This window comes from Schaalia cardiffensis (assembly GCF_016405145.1).
In the GTDB taxonomy this organism is placed as follows: Bacteria; Actinomycetota; Actinomycetes; order Actinomycetales; family Actinomycetaceae; genus Pauljensenia; species Pauljensenia cardiffensis.
This window is the reverse complement of the sequence record NZ_JAEKIA010000003.1, coordinates 124,232-145,063: the sequence shown is the minus strand read 5'-3', so window position 1 is coordinate 145,063 and position 20,832 is coordinate 124,232. Positions and strand designations below refer to the sequence as shown.

The window sequence follows — 20,832 nt, the reverse complement described above, 5'->3', positions numbered from 1 at the left end:
CGAACACTGCACGAGGCCCGCACTTCCACTCGCCCGCCGCGCATTATCGTCCTCGTCGACCGGCATCATCACGCTGGAGGCGAAACCACCCGAGGAGAATCAATCGAATGATCCGATTCGAGCATGTCAGCCACACTTTCCCCGATGGCACGAGCGCATTGGAGGATGTGAGTCTCGAAGTCGGAGCCCACACGACAACCGTGCTCCTAGGCTCATCCGGCTCCGGGAAAACGACCCTCATGCGGATGGTGAACCGCATGATCTCACCAAGCTCCGGGCGTGTACTCGTCCGAGGCGAGGACGTCGCCGCAATGGACCCGGTGAAACTGCGCCGCTCCATCGGCTACGTCCTACAAGACGCCGGACTCTTCCCCCACAGGAATGTCGCAGACAATATCGCAACCGTCCCCCGACTTGAGGGCGCAAGCAGACGCGCAGCGAGAGCCCGCGCCCTCGAATTGATGGAACTCGTCGGCCTCGAGCCCGCACTCGCCCGCCGCTATCCGAGCCAATTGTCGGGCGGTCAACGTCAACGCGTCGGCGTCGCTCGCGCTCTCGCGAACAAAGCGGACATCCTCCTCATGGACGAACCCTTCGGCGCCCTCGACCCCCTGGTCCGTGCGGATCTTCAAGCGGAGATCAGGCGCCTTCGCGACTCGACTGGCACGACCATCCTGTTCGTCACACACGACCTCGATGAAGCATTCATCCTCGGGGACACCATCGCCGTGCTCGCAAAAGGAGGGCGACTCGCACAGGTCGGAACAGGCCCAGAACTGGTCGCGAATCCAGCCGATGATTTCGTCGCATCCTTCGTATCCTCGCAGGCCTCTCGCTCTTTGAACTCGATCGCAACCCCAGCAGGACAGCTCGTCACAGACCCGGAGGGGCGCCCGCTGGGACTATTGGCGCACGCGAACCCCGATTCGCCTTCCCATACTTCGGCCTCCCCGACACACGCTGAAGAGGACCGGGCCCGATGAACTGGCTGACCCACAACTTTGCCCTCCTCGGCGAGTTGACCCTCCAACACCTCGCCCTCGCACTGCCCGCGATTCTCGCGGCGAGCCTCATCAGCGTGCCCATCGGATGGTGGGCGAACCGCTCGAAACGCTTCGGCGGCACGCTCCTCACCGCCCTCTCACTGCTCTACGCGATCCCCTCCCTGCCGATGCTCATCATCATTCCGGTCATCATCGGGATCGCCCTGCGCTCCAACACCAATATGGTGATCGTTCTCGCCCTCTACGGGATCGCGGTCCTCGTCCGTCAAGTCGCCGACGCATTCGCCTCCCTTCCCACCTCCGTCCTAGAAGCCGCTGATTCCCTGGGCTACCCGGCGCTGCGCAGGTTCTTCGAAGTCGAGCTTCCCCTGGCCTTGCCTTCGATCCTCGCCGGGGTCCGCGTCGTTGTCGTCTCCACGGTTTCGCTTGTGACGGTCGGAGCCTTCATCGGTGTGCGCTCATTGGGGACCCTTTTCACGGACGGGTTCCAGCGCGGCCTCATCTCCGAAGTGCTGTCCGGCCTCGTCGCCACGCTCGTCGTCGCGCTCGTCCTTGACGCCCTCCTTGTCCTCCTCGGCTGGGTCGCCACCCCGTGGACGAGATCACAAGAAAGACTCGAGCAGACCAGAAAGGCTCGGATGATCTCGGAGGTCAACGCATGAATCTCCTGATGGACGCCCTGGTGTGGCTCGTGGAGCCGACGCATTGGGTGGGAGCAGCTTCAATCCCTGTGCGACTTCTTCAACACCTCGGCCTGACTTTCGGCGTTGTCACCCTCGCGGCCTTGATCGCCCTCCCCCTCGGGATCATGATCGGGCACACCGGCAGATTCCGCTTCCTCATCGTCGCAACTTCCGGTGCTGCCAGGGCAATCCCCACGCTCGGCGTGCTGACGCTCGCGGGGCTCTGGCTCGGGATCGGTCTCGCTGCGCCCGTGCTCGCTCTCCTCGTTCTCGCGATTCCGCCGATGCTGACCGCGACGTACACCGGTATCGATTCTGCGGATCCTCGGGCCGTGGACGCGGCACGCGCCATTGGTCTTAAGGAATGGCAGATCATCCGCTTCGTCGAATTGCCCGCCGCGCGCACTTTGCTCCTCGGAGGGCTGCGTTCCACGACCCTGCAAATCCTCGCAACTGCGACACTCGCGGCTTATACAGCGGACGCCGGTTTGGGCCGATACCTCTATATCGGTCTTAAAACACGCGACTACGGGCAGATGATCGCCGGCGCGATCCTTGTTGTCGCTTTGGCGCTCGTTCTCGACGGATTGTGGGTCCTCGTTTCGCGGGCGGCGTCTCGACGCACTGGGGGCGGAGAAGCATCCCCACCCGTTGGGGGAGGAGGAACAGCGTCCTCAGCTAAGGCCGGAAGTGAGGCGGCAGAGCCGACACTGAGGCCCGACACTACTCACGCCGCCGTACCCGGCGCTGGTCCCAGTTCCCTTTCGCCCAACGCCGATCACGAACCCGCCGCGACCAGTGGGAGCGTCCCGACTGGAGCGACCGGCGTGACCAGTGGGAGAGGTGCGCCTGGCGCAACCTTCCCGACCAACGTGACTGGCGCGACCAGTGGAACCAAGGTGACAGGCGCGACCGACACGACCAACGTGACTGCGCGACCGATCTGATCAATGAGGAGATAGCGATGATCCGCCCGCTTCATGTACTCGCCGCACTCGGCGCCCTCGCCCTCGTCCTGTCCGGATGCGCGACTGCTGAAACCCTGGAGGGTCGCGCGGAGGGCGAGGATGCGCCGATCATTGTCGGATCGCAGGACTATTACTCGAATGAGATCCTTGCCGAAGCCTATGCGCAAGCCCTTGAAAACGCGGGTTACGAGGTTGATCGCCAATACCGGATCGGCCAACGCGAGGTGTACCTGCCCGAACTTGAGGCCGGATCGATCGACGTCATGCCCGAATACACGGGCTCGCTCCTGCAGTACTTCGCCCCGAACACGAAAGCAACACTTCCCGAGGACGTGCTCGCTGCACTCATTGAGGCGCTGCCAGAAGGTCTTGGTGTACTTACTCCCGCTGAGGCCTCCGATCAGGACTCTTATGTCGTCACCGCAGAGTTCGCGAAAGCACACGGCTTGAAGAGCATCTCCGACTTGCCGGCGGCTGCGGCGAAGGTGGGGCCACTGACCCTTGGTGGGAACTCTGAATTGGAGACCCGCCCCTACGGGCCCAAGGGCCTCAAAGAGCTTTACGGCGTCGAAGTAGCTTTCACTCCGATCGAGGATTCGGGAGGAGCTCTGAGCGTGAAAGCACTGAAGAACAATCAGGTCCAGCTCATTGACGTATATTCGGCAGACCCGGCTCTGGCGGACCCGGAGCTGCAAGTTCTGGAGGACCCGAAAGGAATGTTCCTTTCCTCCAGGGTGGTACCACTCGTCTCCGAGCGACTGGGCTCGGGGGCCGTGAATGCTCTCAACGCGGTGTCAGCAGCACTTGATTCGGCTGACCTCATCGAGATGAATCGGCGCTCCACCGAGGAGGCGGCCTCACCGCAGACCATCGCACGCGAGTGGCTGCTCTCAGAGGGGATCATCGCGGAACGCTGACTCGCGTTCGATTCTCCCGCCGCTCTCCCCCTCCCTCCTCGGAAAAGGAAGGGATGCCGAATTGAGGAGGGATTATAGGCCCTCCACTTTTCGCCAACCCCTCCTTTTTGCGGGTTCACTCGGACGAGTCGTCCTCACCCGCAAGCGCCCGCACCCCCGGATGCCGGGTCCCATCCACAGCACCGCGGATAGCGGAGCCCGTCCACAGGTATGGATCCGTCGCCCCGCCGGTCACGCCCGACGGGGTGATGCTTGCCGCATGGCGCTGAAGGACTACGAGCTCATCCGACTCAACGGTTCCCATGAATGCGGGGACGGCCGCATCGAGAAGGTAAAGCGCGGATTCGCCGTCGCCCTGCCCGAAGATTCGGAGCATCTCAGCCCCTGGCATGCTCAGAGTCTGGTCGACAGGGCCAGGATCGAGGCCGTCGACGCGGCCTTGTCGGCACCGCACGCCTTCGCAATGGAGTCCGTCCTCGTCCTGGAGGATCTTCCGATGTGGAGGCGCAATCCCGATGTGCACGTGCGGGTTCCCGGCCGCTACTCGACAACGGCTCTCCCCGCGGTGAGCCTCGGACCGCACCGCATCTCTCCGGTCTCCGTGAGGCAGTGCCGCGCGGGCTCACCGCCGCCCGTCGTCGAGTCGCCGACGGGGATCGCTCATGACGCCCTCGCCCACACGGCGGTGCTCCTCACCGCGAGGAGGCCGCTCCTCGACGGCTTCGTCGCCGTCTCGGGGATTCTCCGGCGCCTCTCCTCCTTCGACAGATTCAACATACCGGCCTCAAGGGCGCGGGAGGCCCGGGCGCGCAGCGGCCTCCTCGAATGCCTCGACTCCCTCGGCGCGCTGCACGGCCGTGGACGCGCCGGGCTCGTCCTCGCCCATGCGGATGCGGGATGCGAGAGCGCCGGGGAGTCGGCTGCGCTGGCGGTTCTCAGCACGATCGGCCTGCTGGGCCTGCAGACGCAGCACGAGGTCATCGTCGCCGGTCGGCGATACTTCATCGACTTCGCCCTTCCAGGGGCGAGGATCGGATTCGAGTTCGACGGAGTCGTGAAGATGGGGAAGACTCCGGAGGAGTTTCGCCGCGCACAGGCCGAGCTCATGGCGAGGCAGCGGGACCTGGAGGACGCGGGGTGGCTCATCATCCGCATCGGCTGGAACGACTTGCTCGACCCTCGTCGCCTCCGCGGGCGGGTCGTCGAGCGGATCAGCGGGAGCGGACGGTGGAAGGGCTCCCGCGATCGTGAGGCTCAGCGCCTGTGGGCATTGATGATGCACGACCTCAGTTGAAGCACCCCAAATGAAATAGGAGGGGATACCGAATAGTGGAGGGGCTATAAACCCTCCACAAGTCGCAAACCCCTCCACTCACGCAAGAGCAGCATGGCGCCGCCAGCTCTTCAGCTCCGGTACGGCAGCCCCTACGCAATATCGGTCGCGACTTCGAAAGCAGAACCATCTCGCGGGTCCTCATCGGACAATCCCGCATCCTCCTGATCCGAAGCCGACTCGGCAGACTCCTGCGCGAGGTCAAGGAAAGCCAGGTCGTAGCCCTCGGGCACGTCACAGGTCTTCGTCCACTCGCACAGCTCTTGAAGGGTCGGGGCTGCGAGGAAGGAGCCCATTGATTCCGTTGAACGGGCGGCCGCGAGCATTGCCATGGAGATGGCGGCTCTGGGGTGCAGGCCCTTGACTCGCGCATAGACGAGGGCCGCGGAGAAGGCGTGTCCGGCCGAAGTTGGGTCAATCGTCCGAGCGGGAGCTGCGGGCAGTGAAATCTCCTCGTCGTCGATGACCGCGAAGACGCCATTGGCCCCGCGGGTGACGACCACGCCGGGAACTTGCCATAGGAGTTGGCGGGCAGCTGATTTCGCATCCGATTTGCGCGTGTAGGACACGGCTTCATGCTCATTCAAGGAGAACACGTCGACGTATTTGAGAGGATCCAGGTCCGATTGTTTCCACTGCCCCGTCGGGTCCCAGCGGCATTCGGACAGGACCCAGGTGCGGTCGATCAGTTCACCGCCCTCACCGATCCTGTCAACGCAGCCGCGCTGCCTCCATTCGCTCAGCGTATCTGCGTTGTCCGCGAGCACTCCGAGTTCAGCGACGAGGGCGTGGGGCGCTGCGCGCAGCTTCGAAATGGCGGGGACTTTGAGGTCTCCGCTGGTGGTGAGGGCGCGGTCCCCTTCAAATCCGAGGGCGACGGTGATGGCCTGGGAGGGGACTCTGGCGGCGTGCTCCAAGTCGACATGGTGTGCGGTGAGCATCTGGCGGACCAGGGCGCCGGCCTCGTCGATGCCGATGGAGCAGATGAGTTCCGTGTCGAGTCCGAGGCGTGCGAGCGCGATCGCCTGGTTCGCAGACCCTCCGGGGGCGATGGAGGAGGTCGGGCTGATCTGTTCTTCCCCTGCGCGGGGGGCGTGCTCGAGCGGACCCATGACGAGGGCGAGGACGAGAGGTCCAGCGACGCACACCTTCGGGGTGGGGGCCGGTGATTCTCCGAGGGGCATCGCGTTCCTTCGAGAGTTCGAGGCGCCGCTTGGATGCTTGGATGCGCGCGCCGTGGCTGGTCCTCACTGTAGTCCGCTTCACAGCCTTGGGGAGGCGAGAGGGGAGCTTTGTGATGGGAGTCTGCGCGGGGAGGATGCTTCGCACGCAAGGGGAGAACTTCAGAGTTCCGGAGTGGGGAGAGCGAGGATAACGAGGATGCTTCGCAGGCGAGGCAGAACAAGATGGGCGTGGGGGCGAAGATCGGAATCGCGGAGGATGCATCGCGCGCGGACAGAGTCTGAGATCGTTCGACGTGTCGGCGACGCGCACAGAAGGTTCTTCGCGCCCGAGGGCAGAACGAGGCTCTGATGGGGAAGGGAAGAGAATGGCGAGGATGCTTCACCTGCGCAGGCAGATCGAGCAAAGCACTCTCAGATGCGCGGAGCGAGACAACTCCCATGCCATCCCACATCTTGACTGCAGTATTTCACCTTTTGGACTTTACGTACTGAGACGTACGCCACAAGCGAAAGCTCGCCAAAGGTAAAGGAATTGCCATATCCGCACTTCAACAGGCATTTTGAGCACATTCTTTACTGAATCATGACACTTCGTGACCGAACCGCAACATCCCCTAGGGGGTTTGCAAAGGCAAGTCGCTCTCGGGGCCCGATAGGCTCGACGAGCACTTGTGTCTGAACGACGCAGGATCGACCCATCTAATCAGAGGAGTCTTCATGAACCTCAAGAAGACCTGGCTGGCAGTCCCGGCCGTCTTCGCCCTCGGCCTGTCCGCCTGCTCGGGCGGCACCGCCGATTCCGCGACCACCGGCGAGGGCGCTTCGGACGCGATCATCACGACGAACGGCTCCGAGCCCCAGAACCCGCTCATCCCGGCCGACACCAACGAGACCGGCGGCGGCAAGATCCTCGACCTCATCTTCGCGGGCCTCGTCTACTACGACGCCAAGGGCGCCGTCCACAATGAGATGGCCGAAAAGATCGAACCGAATGAGGACTCTTCCGTCTGGACCATCACCCTCAAGAAGGGCCAGAAGTTCTCCGACGGCACCGAAGTGAAGGCCAGAAACTTCGTCGAGGCATGGAAGAAGGGCGCCTCCGAGGCCATGCTCTCCTCCTTCTTCTTCGAGCCCATCCAGGGCGCCGACGAAGAGGGTGCCGGTGACCTTACCGGCCTCGAGGTCGTTGACGACTACACCTTCACCGTGACCCTCAAGGCCCCGACCGCGGACTTCTCCCAGCGCCTGGGCTACTCGGCCTTCGCTCCGCTCCCCGACTCCACCCTCGAAGACATGGAGAAGGGTGGCGAGAACCCGATCGGCAACGGCCCCTACATGGTCGCCGAGAACGGCTGGGAGCACAACGCCCAGATCCACCTCATTCCGAACCCCGAATACAAGGGCGACAATGTCGCGAAGAACGGCGGCGTGGACATCATCTTCTACGCTTCGCAGGACGCGGCCTACCAGGACCTCCTCTCCGGCAACCTCGACGTCCTCGACTCCATCCCGGACTCCGCCTTCGCAACCTTCGAAGCCGATCTCTCGGGACGCTCGGTCAACCAGGCTGCAGCGATCTTCCAGTCTTTCGCAATCCCGCAGAAGCTTGAGCACTTCTCCGGCGAAGAGGGCAACCTGCGCCGCCAGGCACTCTCCTACGCGATCGACCGTGACACCATCACCGAGACGATCTTCTCGGGCACCCGCACCCCGGCCAAGGACTTCACCTCGCCGGTCGTTGACGGCTACAACGCCTCCGTCAAGGGCTCTGAAGTCCTGAGCTACAACCCGGAGAAGGCCAAGGAACTCTGGGCGAAGGCTGACGCCATCTCCCCGTGGTCAGGCACCTTCACTATCGGCTACAACTCCGATGGCGGCCACCAGGCCTGGGTTGACGCTGTCACCAACTCGATCAAGAACACCCTCTCGATCGATGCCGTCGGCGCCCCCTACCCGGACTTCAAGTCCCTGCGCACCGAGGTCACGAACCGCACCATCACCGGCGCCTTCCGCACCGGCTGGCAGGCCGACTACCCGGGCAAGTACAACTTCATCGCCCCGCTGTACGGCACCGGCGCAGGCTCCAACGACACCGACTACTCCAGCGCCGAGCTTGACTCGCTCCTGAGGGAGTCCGCCTCCGCGACCTCCACTGAGGAATCGAACAAGATCCTCGACCAGGCACAGGAAGTCCTGTTCAAGGACCTCCCCGTGATCCCGCTGTGGTACGCCAATGTTGTCGGCGGCTGGTCTGAGAAGGTCGATAACGTCGTCTTCAACTGGAAGTCCGTGCCCGTGTACAACCAGATCACCAAGAAGGCCTGAGCAGCCCCCGGTTCGCACCGGAATGAGCGCCTTCAACTCCCGGTGGCGGGTGGGAAACTCCCACCCGCCACCGGGCATATAAAAGGGAATTTGGCTCATCCTTGACCAGCCGAAACAGACATTTGCCGTTCTTTTACCCTATGATGCCCTGAGTAAGTCTTAGCTCAGGAACAATGGGGTCCGATCCTCACCTTCCTCGCCAAGGCAAAAACCGAACGAACCCACCGATTCGCAACGAGGGCTCACCCCCTCGTCCCCATCCAAAGGACTGTCCATGCTTCGCTACATCGGACGGCGACTCCTCCAGACCATCCCGGTCTTCTTCGGAGCCACGTTCCTGATCTTCGCGATGGTGTACCTCATGCCGGGTGACCCCGTCGCTGCACTCGGAGGCGACCGCGGTCTCTCCGACGCCGCCTACGCCGAGATTTCCGCAAGGTACAACCTCGACAAACCCTTCTGGATGCAGTACCTGCTCTACCTCAAGGGTGTCTTCACCCTCGACTTCGGCAAAACCTTCTCCGGTCAGCCAGTCACCGCCGTCATGGCCCGGGCCTTCCCCATCACCGTGAAGCTCGCGCTCTACGCCCTCGCCATTGAGGCGATCCTCGGCATCTTCCTCGGTGTCATCGCCGGTGTCCGTCGCGGCAAGATCTTCGACTCGACGATCCTCGTCGTCTCCCTCCTCCTCATCTCGGTGCCGACCTTCGTCCTCGGCTTCGTCCTCCAGTTCCTCCTCGGTGTGAAACTCGGAATCTTCCCCACCACCGTCGGCGCACACGTCACCCTCAAATCCCTCACGATGCCTGCCCTCGTGCTGGGCGGCGTGTCCCTCGCATACGTCATTCGCCTCACCCGCCAGTCGGTGTCTGAGAACGTCTCCGCCGACTACGTGCGCACGGCTCGCGCGAAAGGCCTGTCCAACGGCCGCGTCATGACGCGGCACATCCTGCGCAACTCCCTCATCCCCGTCGCCACCTTCCTTGGCGGCGACCTCGGTGCCCTCATGGGCGGCGCCATCATCACCGAGGGCATCTTCAACATCTCCGGCGTCGGCGGCACACTGTGGCAGGCCATCATCAAAGGCGAGCCTGCCACTGTCGTCTCCGTGACCACCGTCCTGGTTCTCGTGTACATCATCGCGAACCTCGTCGTTGATCTGCTGTACGCCGTGCTCGACCCGAGGATCCGCTATGAGTGACTTCATTCCCTCCGCCAATATTGTGCGTACCCGTGCAGGCCAGGCCCACTACGTTTCTCGCATCGACGAAACCGGTCTGGGCGCCGTCGACGCTGTCGCAGATGACTCGGCACCCTCATCCCTGTGGGGAGAGGCGTGGAAGAACCTGCGTCGACGTCCGATCTTCTGGATCGCGCTCACCATCATCGTCATCGCCCTCGCAATCTCCGCTTTCCCGAGCCTCTTCACAAGCCAGGATCCGCGTTTTTGTGAACTGTCCAACTCGTTGAAGGGCCCCTCGGACGGCCATCCCTTCGGTTTCAACCGCCAGGGCTGCGACATCTACTCCCGTGTCATCTACGGCGCCCGCGCCTCCGTCTCCGTCGGCGTGTTCACGACAATCCTCGTCGTCCTCTTCGGGGGTGTGATCGGCGCAGCCGCAGGCTACCTCGGCGGCTGGTTCGACGCGCTCCTCTCGCGCATTACCGACATCTTCTTCGCGATCCCGCTGCTTCTCGCTGCGATCGTTTTCATGCAGATGTTCAAAGACAACCGCAACATCTGGATGGTCATCACCGTTCTCTCCCTCTTCGGCTGGACACAGATCGCAAGAATCACGCGCGGCGCCGTCATGTCCGCGAAGAATGAAGAATTCGTGACCGCAGCACGCGCGACCGGCGCCTCCAAGAGCCGTATTCTCCTCAGCCACATCATCCCGAACTCAATGGCGCCGATCATCGTGTACGCGACCGTCGCCCTGGGCACCTTCATCGTGTCCGAGGCGTCCCTGTCCTTCATGGGCATCGGCCTGCCACCTGAGGTCGTTTCCTGGGGCGCTGATATCTCCGCCGCGCAAGCGTCGCTACGCACCAACCCGATGGTGCTCTTCTACCCGGCGCTCGCACTCGCCCTCACCGTTCTCAGCTTCATCATGATGGGTGACGCCGTCCGCGACGCCCTCGACCCGAAGGCCCGCAAGTGACTGAGCAGAACCAGACTCCCATGAACGAGGACGCCCTCGAAGAGGCGATCACCCGCACCGTCCTCGGTGATGGCACCGAATCCGCCTCGATTCTCGACGCCGCCTCTTTCCACCCCGAGGACCAGAACCCCCTCTTGAAGATCACTGACCTCGAGGTCACCTTCGCGACCTCGACCGGTGTCGTTCCCGCCGTTCGCGGCGCAAACCTCACGATCTATCCGGGCCAGACCGTCGCGATCGTCGGCGAATCCGGCTCCGGCAAGTCCACCACTGCCGCAGCAGTCATCGGTCTTCTGCCCGGCACGGGTAAGGTCACCGGGGGCACCATCGAATTCGCCGGTAAGGACATCACGCACCTGAGCTCGAAGGAATGGGTGCACCTGCGAGGCTCCGGCATCGGCCTGGTCCCCCAGGACCCCATGTCCAATCTCAATCCCGTGCTGAAAATCGGCACGCAGGTCAAAGAGGCCCTGACCGCGAACAATGTCGTACCGAGCACCGAGACCGGAGCCCGCGTCGCCGAGCTCCTCGAAGAGGCCGGACTTCCCGACGCTGAACGTCGTGCCAAGCAGTTCCCCCACGAGTTCTCCGGCGGCATGCGCCAGCGAGTCCTTATCGCCATCGGCATGGCGGCCCGCCCCAAGCTCCTCATCGCGGATGAACCGACCTCGGCCCTTGATGTGACAGTTCAGCGCCGCATCCTTGACCACCTCGGCACCCTGACTCGTGATCTGGGGACCGCCGTCTTATTCATCACGCACGACCTCGGCCTCGCCGCCGAACGCGCCGAACAGCTCGTCGTCATGCACCGAGGTCGTATCGTCGAGTCCGGCCCCGCCCTCGAGATCCTCCAGCACCCGCGCCACCCCTACACGAAGCGCCTCGTGTCCGCAGCCCCCTCCCTGGCGTCTGCGCGCATCGAATCAGCCCACGCGAAGGGGATCAACGTCACCGACGAGGAACTCATCGGCGCTGGCAAGGGATCGACCTCGACTGAGGAGATCATCCGTGTCGAGAGCCTCACCCGAGAGTTCGACATCCGCGGTTCCAGGGGCGAGGCGAAGAAGCTCCTCGCCGTTGACAACGTGTCCTTCGCCCTGCGGCGCGGCACTACCCTCGCAGTTGTCGGCGAGTCGGGCTCTGGGAAGTCGACCGCGGCGAACATGGTCCTCCAGCTCTTGTCCCCCACTTCCGGCACAGTCTTCTTCGACGGCCAGGACACTTCGCAGATGAACGACAAGGAGCTTTTCGCTTTGCGTCGTCGCCTGCAGGCGGTCTTTCAGAACCCTTACGGTTCTCTTGACCCGATGTTCTCAATCTTTAGAGTCATCGAAGAGCCCCTGCGCGTCCACGGATACGGCACCCTGGCCTACGCCGAGCAGGAGTATGCGCGCGCCATGAAGACCGGACGCGATCCCGAAGAGTGGATCACCGCTCTCGTGGGCGCGAAGAAGGCCGGGCGCGAGCTCTCTTCCGCTGAAAAGAAGGAGTTCAACCCGAAGAGGCTGCGCATCAAACGCGTCTCCGAGCTCCTTGACATGGTCGCCTTGCCCCGCTCCGCGATGCGCCGCTACCCGAATGAACTCTCCGGCGGTCAGCGTCAGCGCGTCGCAGTGGCGCGCGCCCTCGCACTCAATCCTGAGGTGATTGTCCTCGACGAGGCCGTGTCCGCCCTGGATGTCCTCGTGCAGAACCAGATCCTCTACCTGCTCAACGATCTGCAAGCCCAACTCGGCCTGTCCTACCTCTTCATCACTCACGACCTCGCGGTGGTCCGTCAGATCGCCGATGATGTCGTTGTCATGGAGAAGGGCAGGCTCGTTGAGAAGAACACCACGGACGCCCTGTTCGCGAACCCTGTGCAGGATTACACGAGAGAACTCATCGAAGCGGTTCCCGGCCGCAAGATTCAGCTCAATCTCTGATCCTTCACGATCCTTCGGGACCCCCTCGGCATCAACTGGGAGCGCCGCGCAGACTTTTCCTGCGCGGCGCTCTTGTGTACGGAGGCTCTTAGCTTTGAAACCTCTTGGGGCAGCACACCGAAATGCCGCGCACACCGGGCATGACATCTGTCATGGCAAGCCCTCCGACACCCGGCACTTCTGAAGGGATCCACTCCGGGCGAAAATGCAGTCATGGACAGCACGACTCCCGCAATCCGCGTGTCCGGCATCGAGAAGAGCTACGGGCAGGTGAAAGCCCTCGACGGCATCAACATCAAGGTACCGCCAGGACAGATCATGGCGCTCCTGGGCCGCAATGGCGCCGGAAAGACAACCCTCATCGACGTGATCCTCGGACTCCAGAATCCGACGAGCGGCGAAGGGGCGCTCTTCGGGATGACACCCCGGGAAGCAATCCGGCGATCCCTCATCGGAGTCGTCCATCAGACCGGTTCCCTGCCAATGGACTACACGGTCCTCGAAGCCCTGCGCATTTTCGCCTCCGTCCACGCGAATACGCTCCCACTGGAAGAGATCATCGAGGAAACCCATCTCGAACACCTAGTCAAGCGTCGAATCCGCAAACTTTCGGGCGGCGAGCAGCAGCGCATGCGCCTCGCCCTCGCCCTCCTGCCCGACCCGATGCTCCTGATCCTCGACGAGCCGACAGCTGGTATGGACGCGACCGCCCGCCGTGAATTCTGGGACCTCATGCAACGCCAGGCTGAACGCGGCCGAACAATCGTGTTCGCCACCCACTACCTCGCCGAGGCAGAGAGCTTCGCGCAGCGCACCGTCGTTATCCAAGACGGTCGGATCGTCGCCGATGCTCCGACCGATGAACTGCGCCGCTCCGTTTCAGCGAAAACCCTCCGCATCAGGATCCCCGACTTGCAACGCGATCGCGCAGCCGACCTCCTGGGCGGTCTGGAGGGCTCTGGCGACTTTTGCATCACGTGGAGCACCGCTCCTGACGAGAACGCGTTGCTCACCCTTGAGGCGAAGAACACGGACAAGGCCGCAGCTCTTCTCCTTCACATCGAAGGCGCGCACGACCTCGAGATCGTCCCGGCATCTTTGGAAGACGCCTTCAGCACCCTGACCTCCTGAGGCGATCCGCTTTCCTCCCCCTTTTCGAAACGCCCTCTCCCCGAACAAGAGGAGCCCGTGGCGAAGCCGTCTCCGAAGCAATGGAGACCCTCCTCCTACAAGCGAAGCCCGTTCCTCTGATCCTCGTCCTTGTGAAATCCCACAGAAGGGAATACCCCATGATCGTCGCCGCGAACACGCCTTCCTCCTCCCTCGACGAATCCTTCGTCGAACGCACACCCGGCTCGGGATGGAGAGGGTTTCCGGTCCAACTCTGGTTCTCCTTCTGGAAACTGTTCACGAATCCCTTCTCGCTGGGCTTTGCGATCGGGCTTCCCGTGTTCATGTACCTGATCTTCGGCACGAGTTCGGAGGCTCAGGAGCAATGGGTCGTGAACTCGAATGTCTCGGCGATCGTCTTAGTGAACATGGCGGTGTACGGGACGATCATGACGGCCTCTTCGATGGGGACGAATGTCGCACTAGAACGCACCAGTGGAATCACCCGCCTCTACGCGCTCACGCCGATCTCCTCTGGCGCGCTCATCGCAGCACGTGTGATCGCGTCGATGCTGGTCTCGCTCATCGTCACGGGGATCGTCTTCTGCGTGGGCGCAGCAAGCGGTGCGCGGATGGAGAGCGCCACGTGGGCGAGTACCCTCGGCTTGATAGTCGCCGTGACCGCGCTGCCGATCGCCCTCGGCCTGGCCTGCGCCTTCGGAGTCCGCTCCGACGGCGCCTTCGCCCTCACCAGCGCCTTCACCGTCACCGGTTCCTTCGCCGCAGGCATGTTCATCCCCTTGGAGCAAATGGGGGGCTTCTGGCAGAGCCTCGCACCCTACACGCCCTTCTACGGGCTCGTCTCCATGGTGCAGACACCCTTATTCGGTTGGGATTCCTTCGAATGGGGTTGGCTCGGCAACTACCTTTTCTGGATGATCACCTTCCTCGCCCTCTCAATATGGGCGCAAAGGCACGACACCGGCAGGTGATCGGGCATGAAAGGCAAAGCCAAGAGACTCGTTCCCGCCCTCGGCTCAACTGCCCTCAGAGCACTTGTACTCGGGTAGTGTCATTTCGGTAAGGAGGCACGTGATGATCGCACTGCCCACAGCATCTGAAGGGGAACGCCGCTGGCTCGGACTGCCGATCCGCACACTCATTTCACTGGCCTGGGCCTTGCCGTTCCTCGCATTCCTCGCATTCCCGATCGCCTCGGCCCTCGACATGGGCCTGAATCATCCGATCGCACGCGCGTTCTTCATCGAAGTGATCGCCCTCGGCTTCGTGTACTCCGCATCCTGGGTGGTGAATGAGTCAGGACCTGCGAATGACTCCGGCAAGTGGGTCTTCCTCGCCTTCATCTTCGTGATCCTCGCCCTCCAGATCGCCATGTTCATCACCGCGACGAACGCGGGCGGCGGGGGCGGGGTCTACATGCTCTCCTACGTGCTCTCGCCGATTGCGCTCCAAGCACCGAAACGCTGGGTCGCCCCCGGAATCGCTCTCGTTGTGGCCCTCGGAGCTCTTGAATTGCTTTTCAGTCCGGTATTGGACTTCTTCCCTATCATCAGTGTCACGATCACGACCCTCGTGTGCGTCTTCGCTCGTCTCATGATCGACCACGATCGCACGAAAGAGGTTGCAATGGTGCAGAACCTCGCCCTCTCACGCGAACGGGAGCGCACCCGCATCAGCGCCGATCTGCACGACATTCTCGGTCAGACTCTCACCGGGATCACCGTGAAAGCGGACCTCGCGGGACGTCTCCTCGACGGGGGACGCATTGACGAGGCCCGCGCCCAGATCGACGACCTCACCGAGATGTCGCGCACAGCCCTCGCCGATGTGCGCGATGTCGTCGCCGCGAATCGGACGCTCCTGCCTGAGACGGAGATCGAATCCGCGCGCACCATCCTCGATGCCGCGGGAATTCGACTGAATGTCGTTCATGAAGGCGATCCCGCCCCTGGAACGCCCTCATCCCTCGTCGCGCATGTCATTCGGGAGGGCTGTATCAACGCCTTCCGTCATTCGGATGCGAAAACCGTGACGATCACGGTACGCGAGGACAGCGTGACGGTGACGAACGACGGGGCGAAAAGGCAGTCCTTGCGGCTCGGTGATCCTCTTCACCGCAGGTCGGATCAGCTCGGCCGGGCCGACGGCTCGGGGCTTGAAGGGCTGCGCGATCGCGTCGGCTCGCGCGGGAGCCTCCTGTGGGGGCGCGAGGCTGATCTGTGGACGCTCGAGCTGCGATTCGGAGGCGTCGAATGAGCCTGAGAATCCTTGTCGTCGACGATCAAACGATGGTGCGCGGTGCCCTCGCGGCCCTGCTCTCATTGGAGCCGGACATCGAGGTGTGCGGACAGGCCGGTAATGGTCGCGAAGCCCTGGAAGTCCTCGGGGGCATCGCATGCTCCCAAGATTCGGCGCCTGCGGGCGCGGCTTGCACCCGCCCCGTCGACGTGGTCCTTCTGGATGTCGAAATGCCCGTCATGGACGGCATCGCGGCCTGTGAAGCGATTCGCACGAGATTCCCCGGAACTCGTGTCCTCATGCTCACGACCTTCGGCCGTCCCGGTTATGTCCAGCGCTCCCTCGATGCGGGGGCGAGCGGCTTCATCGTGAAGGACGCCCCCTCCGAACAGCTCGCCGAGGCGGTTCGTCGTGTCAATGCTGGCCACAGGGTCATTGATCCGACTCTTGCCGTGGAAACCCTCTCGCTCGGCGTTTCACCATTGACGGAACGTGAAGCCGAGGTCCTTCGTTGTGTCGCCGAGGGCGGGACCCTCGCAGATATTGCCTCCGAACTCGGCTTATCACAAGGAACGGTCCGCAATCACGTCTCATCGGCGATGTTGAAGACGAATGCCCGTACACGGGCGCAGGCCCTTCGCCTCGCGACTGAGAAGGGATGGCTCTGAACCCCTTGCCCGCGCCGGAGTTGTTCGCGCCCAGCCCGCAGCCTTTTCGTCTTCCGTTCCCTTCGTCGGGAAAGCCCTCAGGCTCACTCACAGGTGGCGAGGGCGCGTGCGAGGGCCGTGCGCTCCGCCTGCGTGACCGACAGACCCCACTTCGATTTCACGGCAACCTGGAGTCTCGCGTACTCGCAGTGAAAAGCGGAGTTCGGGGGCATCCACTCATCCGCTGAGGCCGCCCCCTTGTCCTGATTCGTCTTCCCGTCAACGGCGAGGAGGTTGAGCGGATCATTCGCGAAGCTCTGCCTCGAGGCGGCATCCCACTGCCAGGCGCCTGATCTCCAGGCGTCCCCAAGCGCGACCACGTGGTCGATCTGAACAAGCGAGGAGGTGTTCTGCCCTCGTTGGAACTCGATCATCTGTCCCGTGTAGGGCTCGGCCAGACTCCCCTTGAGGACAACGCAATCGTGCGTCCCCTTTTTGAAACTCGGTCTGGCGAGGTCGCGCGCGAGAATGTCATTCCTCGTGTCGCAGCCATTGTGGTCCTCATCCGCCCAGGCCGGGCCGAATTCGGAACGCTCGTATTTCGGCGCTCCGCCCCGCTCGGATTCACGGACGCTGAGGGCTTTGAGTTCATTCATCTCCGGTGAATCAGGCAGTCCCTCCAGCGGATCTGCGGACGAAGACCAGAAAAACCCATCTCCCCAAGGAAGTTCCAATCCCCAGTGCTCAACAGCTCCCCGGGCGACGTTCGAAGCCCATGTGCCCAGAGGCGCGACGAAGACGGATAGGAGGAGCATCCCGGCGATCACAGCGATGATCCAGTCCCCAAGAGTAGGTTTTCGCCCCTTGCGCCGACGCATTCTTCTTCTCCTTCCGAGTGCTCGACGTGCACTCCCGGCTCTGTGTTCCCTCATGCTTCCCCTCCCCCATCTAGCGACGCAGCGGAGGGGAAGCATCAGCCCTGCGGAGGCATATTCTCCTCCGAGGCGTAGGCGTCTGCGACTCCGCCCTCGTCCCCATGTGGAGAACGAGGGCGGGAGGGGCGAAGAAACAACCAGAGGGACCAGAAACAACCAGAGGGAGAAGCAACAGCGGGGCTACTGGTGGCGAGCGGATCGCAAGACGTCACGAGCGAAGCGTGAACGCCTCCGCTCGCGTCAAAAAGCCACAACTCGCAGCGCCGCCAGGCTCTACTTCAACTTGTTCTCCACTGCTTCCTTCACGAAGAAGAGGGCAATGACAATGATCGTCAGGACCGTCATCGAGATCAGCTGCGCGCGGGCCGCCGGATCCCAAGCCATCAGGCCCGCCACACCCACAAGGGCGAAGAGGACGAGGCGCGGCAGCCAGGGCCAGCCCGGCGCGCGAAGAGAAATCGCCCCCTTCTCCTCAAGGAGCGGGTGGAGTCGGACCTGGGCGATGAGGATGAACACCCAAATGATCAAGAGGACCATGCCGATCGCATTCAAGAGGATGCCAAGAAGGGTCTCGGGCAGGAACCAGTTCAAAGCCACGGAAACGAGCGCCAAAGCGATAGAGGTCGCGACCGCACGTCTCGGCGTGCGCCCCAAAGCGATATCGCCTTTTTCTCCGCTGTTGGCCACTTGGTCGAAGAGCTCCTCAGCGTGATCCACAGCAGCTCCCGCCTCAACACGGCGCCCCAAGGAGCCCGCGTTCTTGCCGAGCAGCCAGCGTATGCCCATTCCTCGTGCGGACAATGAATAGGCCATGCGACTCGAGGCGTAAACGTTCGCGGAGAACGCGGAAATGAGCGCGATGAAGACAACCGTCTCCATGATGCGCCCGACGGCAGGCACGCCCGCCATATTGAGCAGCGCAGCGAAAGGACTCGTCCGCATCTCCTCCGAATCCCAGGGGAGCAGGCAGATCAGGAGAATGACCGAACCGACGTAGAACACGAGGATTCGCCCGATCACGGAGCGGATCGCCGCGGACATCGCAGACTTGGCGTCCTCGGCCTCGGCCGCCGCGATCGTGACGATCTCAATCCCACCGAAAGAGGTGATGATCGCGAGCAGGCCGATTGCGATGCCCGCGAAACCCTTCGGCGCTAAACCGCCGTGGCCAATGATCATATGGCCGACCGGCTCGGTTCGCCCAGGGATGAGCCCGAAGACGAGGGCGATGCCGATGATGAGGAAGAGGATGATCGCGACGACTTTAATTCCTGCGAGCCAGGCCTCGACCTCGCCGAAATCTCGGGCGGCCAAGAGGTTCACGCCGCCGAGGACGATCACGATCGCGAGGGCGACCGTCCATTGGGGGATAGAGGGAAACCATTGGACGAAGATTCCCGCAGCGCCCGTGATCTCCATGCCGAGAACCATGATGAGCATCGCCCAATACAGCCAGCCGGATGCGAATCCCGCCCAGCGGCCGATCCCGACTTCCGCGTACGTGGAGAAGGAACCCGTTGAGGGCAGAGCCGAGGCGAGTTCGGACAGGGCGAACATGACGGACACGGCGATGAGGGCCGCGAGCGCGTAGGAGACGAGGACAGCTGGACCCGCTTCGCTGATCGCGACTCCCGTTCCGAGGAAGAAGCCAGCGCCGATCGCACTGCCGAGTGCCATCATCGACAAATGGCGTGTGCGGAATCGTTTCGGGGCTGTTGGGGACGTGGGGGCTCCGGTTGCGCTATCCAGCGTCATTCCGGGCACGTTCTGACTCGTGGCCACCGTGCGCCTTTCCTGGGGCGGTTCGCCCTGGTTGGGGACGCTCACAAGGGGTTTTCCGCGATGAGCGTCGGATCGTCGTTATCTACCTTGCCCACGCGGGGCGAAACGATCCTAGGGCGCAGCATAGGGTCGGGGACGGCACCAATCATTTCGTGGACGCATCTGGGCTCCTTGAGGGCGGGGTCAAGCCACTCGTCCCACATGTCAGGGGGCAAGATGAGGGGCATTCGATCATGGATCCGCCCGAGTTCATCGGGGGCTCCGCGAGTGAGGATCGCGAAGGTGAGGAGCCAGGCACCCTCCTCGCCCAAGGGAACTTGGTGGTTGCGCCAGGCTTCATAGATACCGGCGAAGGCGAGGAGGGGATCGGAGGGGCTGGCGGAAAGGAAGTAGGGGATCTTTGTGTTCGTTTTTGGGTGCTTGTGCCACTCGAAGTAGCCGTTAGCTGGGACGATGCAGCGTCTTCTGACTGCGGATGCACGGAACATCGGCTTATCGAGGAGCGTTTCGGCGCGGGCGTTGATCATGGGGCGAGAAGGGGTCTTCGCCCAGCGTGGCACGAAACCCCACTGGAGGAAGCGCCCTTTTCTCAGGAGTCGTTTCCGGGTGCTTCCGGTGGCATCGGGGATGTCGACGAAGCGTTCAAGAACGACTCGGGCTTTCTGGCTCGGGGCCAGGTTGTAGCGGGGCCGTTCTGTTTCCCCTTCGAGGAGGTCCAGATCGAATGCTGAGACGATTTCCTCGTCCTCGGCAAATTGGACGAATCGACCGCACATCACGCTGAGGGGGAATCGTCAATCGATGCTGGCCTTTCATCAGCCGAGGAGGGAAGGTCCTCATCGTTGATCTGACCCGGGCTTGGGGAGGCGTCGTGGATCGCGAGCCTTGGCCGAGACGAGGAGCGTTCCCCCAAGAGAGAGCGCAACTGGGAAGAGGTGAAGCTCAGTTCCTTCCCATTCACTCACCTGTGGGAGTTGCCAGCCTCGCCAATGGGACAGAACCGTGAAACTCGAGCCGACGAGTGTTGCGAAGAGCATGCCAATCGTGCCCAGGCCGCGGAGCTCGAAGAGGACCATGATCGCCGAGGAGACGAGCGCGGGCGTCGCATAGAGGTTGTTGCCACCAAACACCTGCGGGATATTGCCGGCCGAAATGTCTCGGATTGCTCCGCCACCGACTGCGGTGATGACGCCGAGCATGATCGCGGGCAGAATCCCAAAACCGGCCTGGAGGGTTTTCAGTGTTCCCGTTGCGGCCCAGCATCCGAGGACGATCCCGTCCATAATGACTAGGGCGATGCGCCACGGCCTCGAGTCCAGTTTCCACAGCATGGCGATTCCGGCGCCGACGAGGGCGGTACCCAGATAGTGGGGGTCGGTGAGTGCTGCTGGCGGGCCGGATTGTAAGAGCACATCCCTGAGCATTCCGCCCGCGAGTGCGGACATGATTGCGAGCACCGCGAAGCCGACCGCATCGAAGTGTTTCGTCCGAGCGAGCCGCCCGCCAATGATGCCGTTGAGGAGCACACCGATGAGGTCGATCGCACGGAACAGGTCTGGAAGCGCGTGGTTGAGGGCATCGAGCACAGGATCATTGTC

18 protein-coding genes are annotated in these 20,832 nt (G+C 62.8%); 13 read left to right on the top strand and 5 right to left on the bottom strand.

Annotated features, from left to right (window positions below):
* The first annotated feature begins 107 nt into the window (after window positions 1-107).
* From JFX23_RS02905 to JFX23_RS02885, 5 genes are all read left to right on the top strand, one after another.
* Window positions 108-983: an ABC transporter ATP-binding protein gene (locus tag JFX23_RS02905; RefSeq protein WP_198775639.1), complete on the top strand. Its 876-nt coding sequence runs from the start codon at window positions 108-110 to the stop codon at window positions 981-983.
* Entirely contained in the window at window positions 980-1,666 is a 687-nt protein-coding gene (locus JFX23_RS02900) for an ABC transporter permease (RefSeq protein ID WP_198775638.1), read from the top strand. Before JFX23_RS02905 ends, JFX23_RS02900 begins: the two co-directional genes overlap by 4 nt.
* Window positions 1,663-2,634: an ABC transporter permease gene (locus JFX23_RS09580; RefSeq protein WP_198775637.1), complete on the top strand. Its 972-nt coding sequence runs from the start codon at window positions 1,663-1,665 to the stop codon at window positions 2,632-2,634. The genes JFX23_RS02900 and JFX23_RS09580 overlap by 4 nt, the downstream gene beginning before the upstream one ends.
* A gap of 17 nt (window positions 2,635-2,651) precedes the next feature.
* The gene (locus JFX23_RS02890; protein ID WP_198775636.1) at window positions 2,652-3,572 is read left to right on the top strand and encodes an ABC transporter substrate-binding protein; all 921 of its coding nucleotides are present in this window, start codon (window positions 2,652-2,654) and stop codon (window positions 3,570-3,572) included.
* A gap of 259 nt (window positions 3,573-3,831) precedes the next feature.
* Complete coding sequence (locus JFX23_RS02885; protein ID WP_198775635.1) at window positions 3,832-4,866, top strand: hypothetical protein; 1,035 nt, start codon at window positions 3,832-3,834, stop codon at window positions 4,864-4,866.
* Window positions 4,867-4,997: 131 nt separating this feature from the next.
* Here JFX23_RS02885 and JFX23_RS02880 read toward each other — a convergent pair whose 3' ends face one another.
* The gene (locus JFX23_RS02880; protein ID WP_198775634.1) at window positions 4,998-6,089 is read right to left on the bottom strand and encodes a carbohydrate kinase family protein; all 1,092 of its coding nucleotides are present in this window, start codon (window positions 6,087-6,089) and stop codon (window positions 4,998-5,000) included.
* Window positions 6,090-6,806: 717 nt separating this feature from the next.
* Here JFX23_RS02880 and JFX23_RS02875 point away from each other — a divergent pair.
* The 8 genes from JFX23_RS02875 to JFX23_RS02840 all read left to right on the top strand — a co-directional run bounded on the left by JFX23_RS02875 (window position 6,807) and on the right by JFX23_RS02840 (window position 16,538).
* The gene (locus JFX23_RS02875) at window positions 6,807-8,414 is read left to right on the top strand and encodes a peptide ABC transporter substrate-binding protein (RefSeq protein WP_005963057.1); all 1,608 of its coding nucleotides are present in this window, start codon (window positions 6,807-6,809) and stop codon (window positions 8,412-8,414) included.
* Between the two features lie 274 nt (window positions 8,415-8,688).
* A complete protein-coding gene (locus JFX23_RS02870) occupies window positions 8,689-9,615 on the top strand; it encodes an ABC transporter permease (RefSeq protein WP_005963054.1) in 927 nt (308 codons plus the stop codon).
* Window positions 9,608-10,576 (top strand): ABC transporter permease, encoded by a 969-nt coding sequence (locus tag JFX23_RS02865; RefSeq protein ID WP_198775633.1) that lies wholly within the window; start codon window positions 9,608-9,610, stop codon window positions 10,574-10,576. Before JFX23_RS02870 ends, JFX23_RS02865 begins: the two co-directional genes overlap by 8 nt.
* Window positions 10,573-12,501, top strand: coding sequence for a dipeptide ABC transporter ATP-binding protein (locus JFX23_RS02860; protein ID WP_416153018.1), 1,929 nt, complete (start codon window positions 10,573-10,575; stop codon window positions 12,499-12,501). The genes JFX23_RS02865 and JFX23_RS02860 overlap by 4 nt, the downstream gene beginning before the upstream one ends.
* Before the next feature lie 213 nt (window positions 12,502-12,714).
* On the top strand, window positions 12,715-13,632 hold the full coding sequence (locus JFX23_RS02855; RefSeq protein WP_198775632.1) for an ABC transporter ATP-binding protein: 918 nt from the start codon (window positions 12,715-12,717) through the stop codon (window positions 13,630-13,632).
* Window positions 13,633-13,790: 158 nt separating this feature from the next.
* Window positions 13,791-14,603 (top strand): ABC transporter permease, encoded by an 813-nt coding sequence (locus JFX23_RS02850; protein ID WP_198775631.1) that lies wholly within the window; start codon window positions 13,791-13,793, stop codon window positions 14,601-14,603.
* A 103-nt stretch (window positions 14,604-14,706) separates the two neighbouring features.
* Window positions 14,707-15,888, top strand: coding sequence for a sensor histidine kinase (locus JFX23_RS02845; RefSeq protein ID WP_198775630.1), 1,182 nt, complete (start codon window positions 14,707-14,709; stop codon window positions 15,886-15,888).
* Entirely contained in the window at window positions 15,885-16,538 is a 654-nt protein-coding gene (locus JFX23_RS02840) for a response regulator transcription factor (RefSeq protein ID WP_198775629.1), read from the top strand. The genes JFX23_RS02845 and JFX23_RS02840 overlap by 4 nt, the downstream gene beginning before the upstream one ends.
* Window positions 16,539-16,621: 83 nt before the next feature.
* Here JFX23_RS02840 and JFX23_RS02835 read toward each other — a convergent pair whose 3' ends face one another.
* The 4 genes from JFX23_RS02835 to JFX23_RS02820 all read right to left on the bottom strand — a co-directional run bounded on the left by JFX23_RS02835 (window position 16,622) and on the right by JFX23_RS02820 (window position 20,820).
* Complete coding sequence (locus JFX23_RS02835; protein ID WP_198775628.1) at window positions 16,622-17,395, bottom strand: HNH endonuclease family protein; 774 nt, start codon at window positions 17,393-17,395, stop codon at window positions 16,622-16,624.
* Window positions 17,396-17,725: 330 nt separating this feature from the next.
* Window positions 17,726-19,207, bottom strand: coding sequence for an amino acid permease (locus JFX23_RS02830; RefSeq protein ID WP_198775627.1), 1,482 nt, complete (start codon window positions 19,205-19,207; stop codon window positions 17,726-17,728).
* Window positions 19,208-19,275: 68 nt separating this feature from the next.
* The gene (locus JFX23_RS02825; RefSeq protein ID WP_198775626.1) at window positions 19,276-20,010 is read right to left on the bottom strand and encodes an SOS response-associated peptidase; all 735 of its coding nucleotides are present in this window, start codon (window positions 20,008-20,010) and stop codon (window positions 19,276-19,278) included.
* A 60-nt stretch (window positions 20,011-20,070) separates the two neighbouring features.
* On the bottom strand, window positions 20,071-20,820 hold the full coding sequence (locus tag JFX23_RS02820) for a trimeric intracellular cation channel family protein (protein WP_332874662.1): 750 nt from the start codon (window positions 20,818-20,820) through the stop codon (window positions 20,071-20,073).
* Window positions 20,821-20,832 lie beyond the last annotated feature (12 nt).

What these genes read in the sequence shown, in the direction of transcription:
- JFX23_RS02905 (WP_198775639.1), top strand. Translation starts at nt 108, where the DNA reads ATGATCCGATTCGAGCATGTCAGCCACACTTTCCCCGATGGCACGAGC.
- JFX23_RS02900 (WP_198775638.1), top strand. Translation starts at nt 980, where the DNA reads ATGAACTGGCTGACCCACAACTTTGCCCTCCTCGGCGAGTTGACCCTC.
- JFX23_RS09580 (WP_198775637.1), top strand. Translation starts at nt 1,663, where the DNA reads ATGAATCTCCTGATGGACGCCCTGGTGTGGCTCGTGGAGCCGACGCAT.
- JFX23_RS02890 (WP_198775636.1), top strand. Translation starts at nt 2,652, where the DNA reads ATGATCCGCCCGCTTCATGTACTCGCCGCACTCGGCGCCCTCGCCCTC.
- JFX23_RS02885 (WP_198775635.1), top strand. Translation starts at nt 3,832, where the DNA reads ATGGCGCTGAAGGACTACGAGCTCATCCGACTCAACGGTTCCCATGAA.
- JFX23_RS02880 (WP_198775634.1), bottom strand. Translation starts at nt 6,089, where the DNA reads ATGCCCCTCGGAGAATCACCGGCCCCCACCCCGAAGGTGTGCGTCGCT.
- JFX23_RS02875 (WP_005963057.1), top strand. Translation starts at nt 6,807, where the DNA reads ATGAACCTCAAGAAGACCTGGCTGGCAGTCCCGGCCGTCTTCGCCCTC.
- JFX23_RS02870 (WP_005963054.1), top strand. Translation starts at nt 8,689, where the DNA reads ATGCTTCGCTACATCGGACGGCGACTCCTCCAGACCATCCCGGTCTTC.
- JFX23_RS02865 (WP_198775633.1), top strand. Translation starts at nt 9,608, where the DNA reads ATGAGTGACTTCATTCCCTCCGCCAATATTGTGCGTACCCGTGCAGGC.
- JFX23_RS02855 (WP_198775632.1), top strand. Translation starts at nt 12,715, where the DNA reads ATGGACAGCACGACTCCCGCAATCCGCGTGTCCGGCATCGAGAAGAGC.
- JFX23_RS02850 (WP_198775631.1), top strand. Translation starts at nt 13,791, where the DNA reads ATGATCGTCGCCGCGAACACGCCTTCCTCCTCCCTCGACGAATCCTTC.
- JFX23_RS02845 (WP_198775630.1), top strand. Translation starts at nt 14,707, where the DNA reads ATGATCGCACTGCCCACAGCATCTGAAGGGGAACGCCGCTGGCTCGGA.
- JFX23_RS02840 (WP_198775629.1), top strand. Translation starts at nt 15,885, where the DNA reads ATGAGCCTGAGAATCCTTGTCGTCGACGATCAAACGATGGTGCGCGGT.
- JFX23_RS02835 (WP_198775628.1), bottom strand. Translation starts at nt 17,395, where the DNA reads ATGCGTCGGCGCAAGGGGCGAAAACCTACTCTTGGGGACTGGATCATC.
- JFX23_RS02830 (WP_198775627.1), bottom strand. Translation starts at nt 19,207, where the DNA reads ATGACGCTGGATAGCGCAACCGGAGCCCCCACGTCCCCAACAGCCCCG.
- JFX23_RS02825 (WP_198775626.1), bottom strand. Translation starts at nt 20,010, where the DNA reads ATGTGCGGTCGATTCGTCCAATTTGCCGAGGACGAGGAAATCGTCTCA.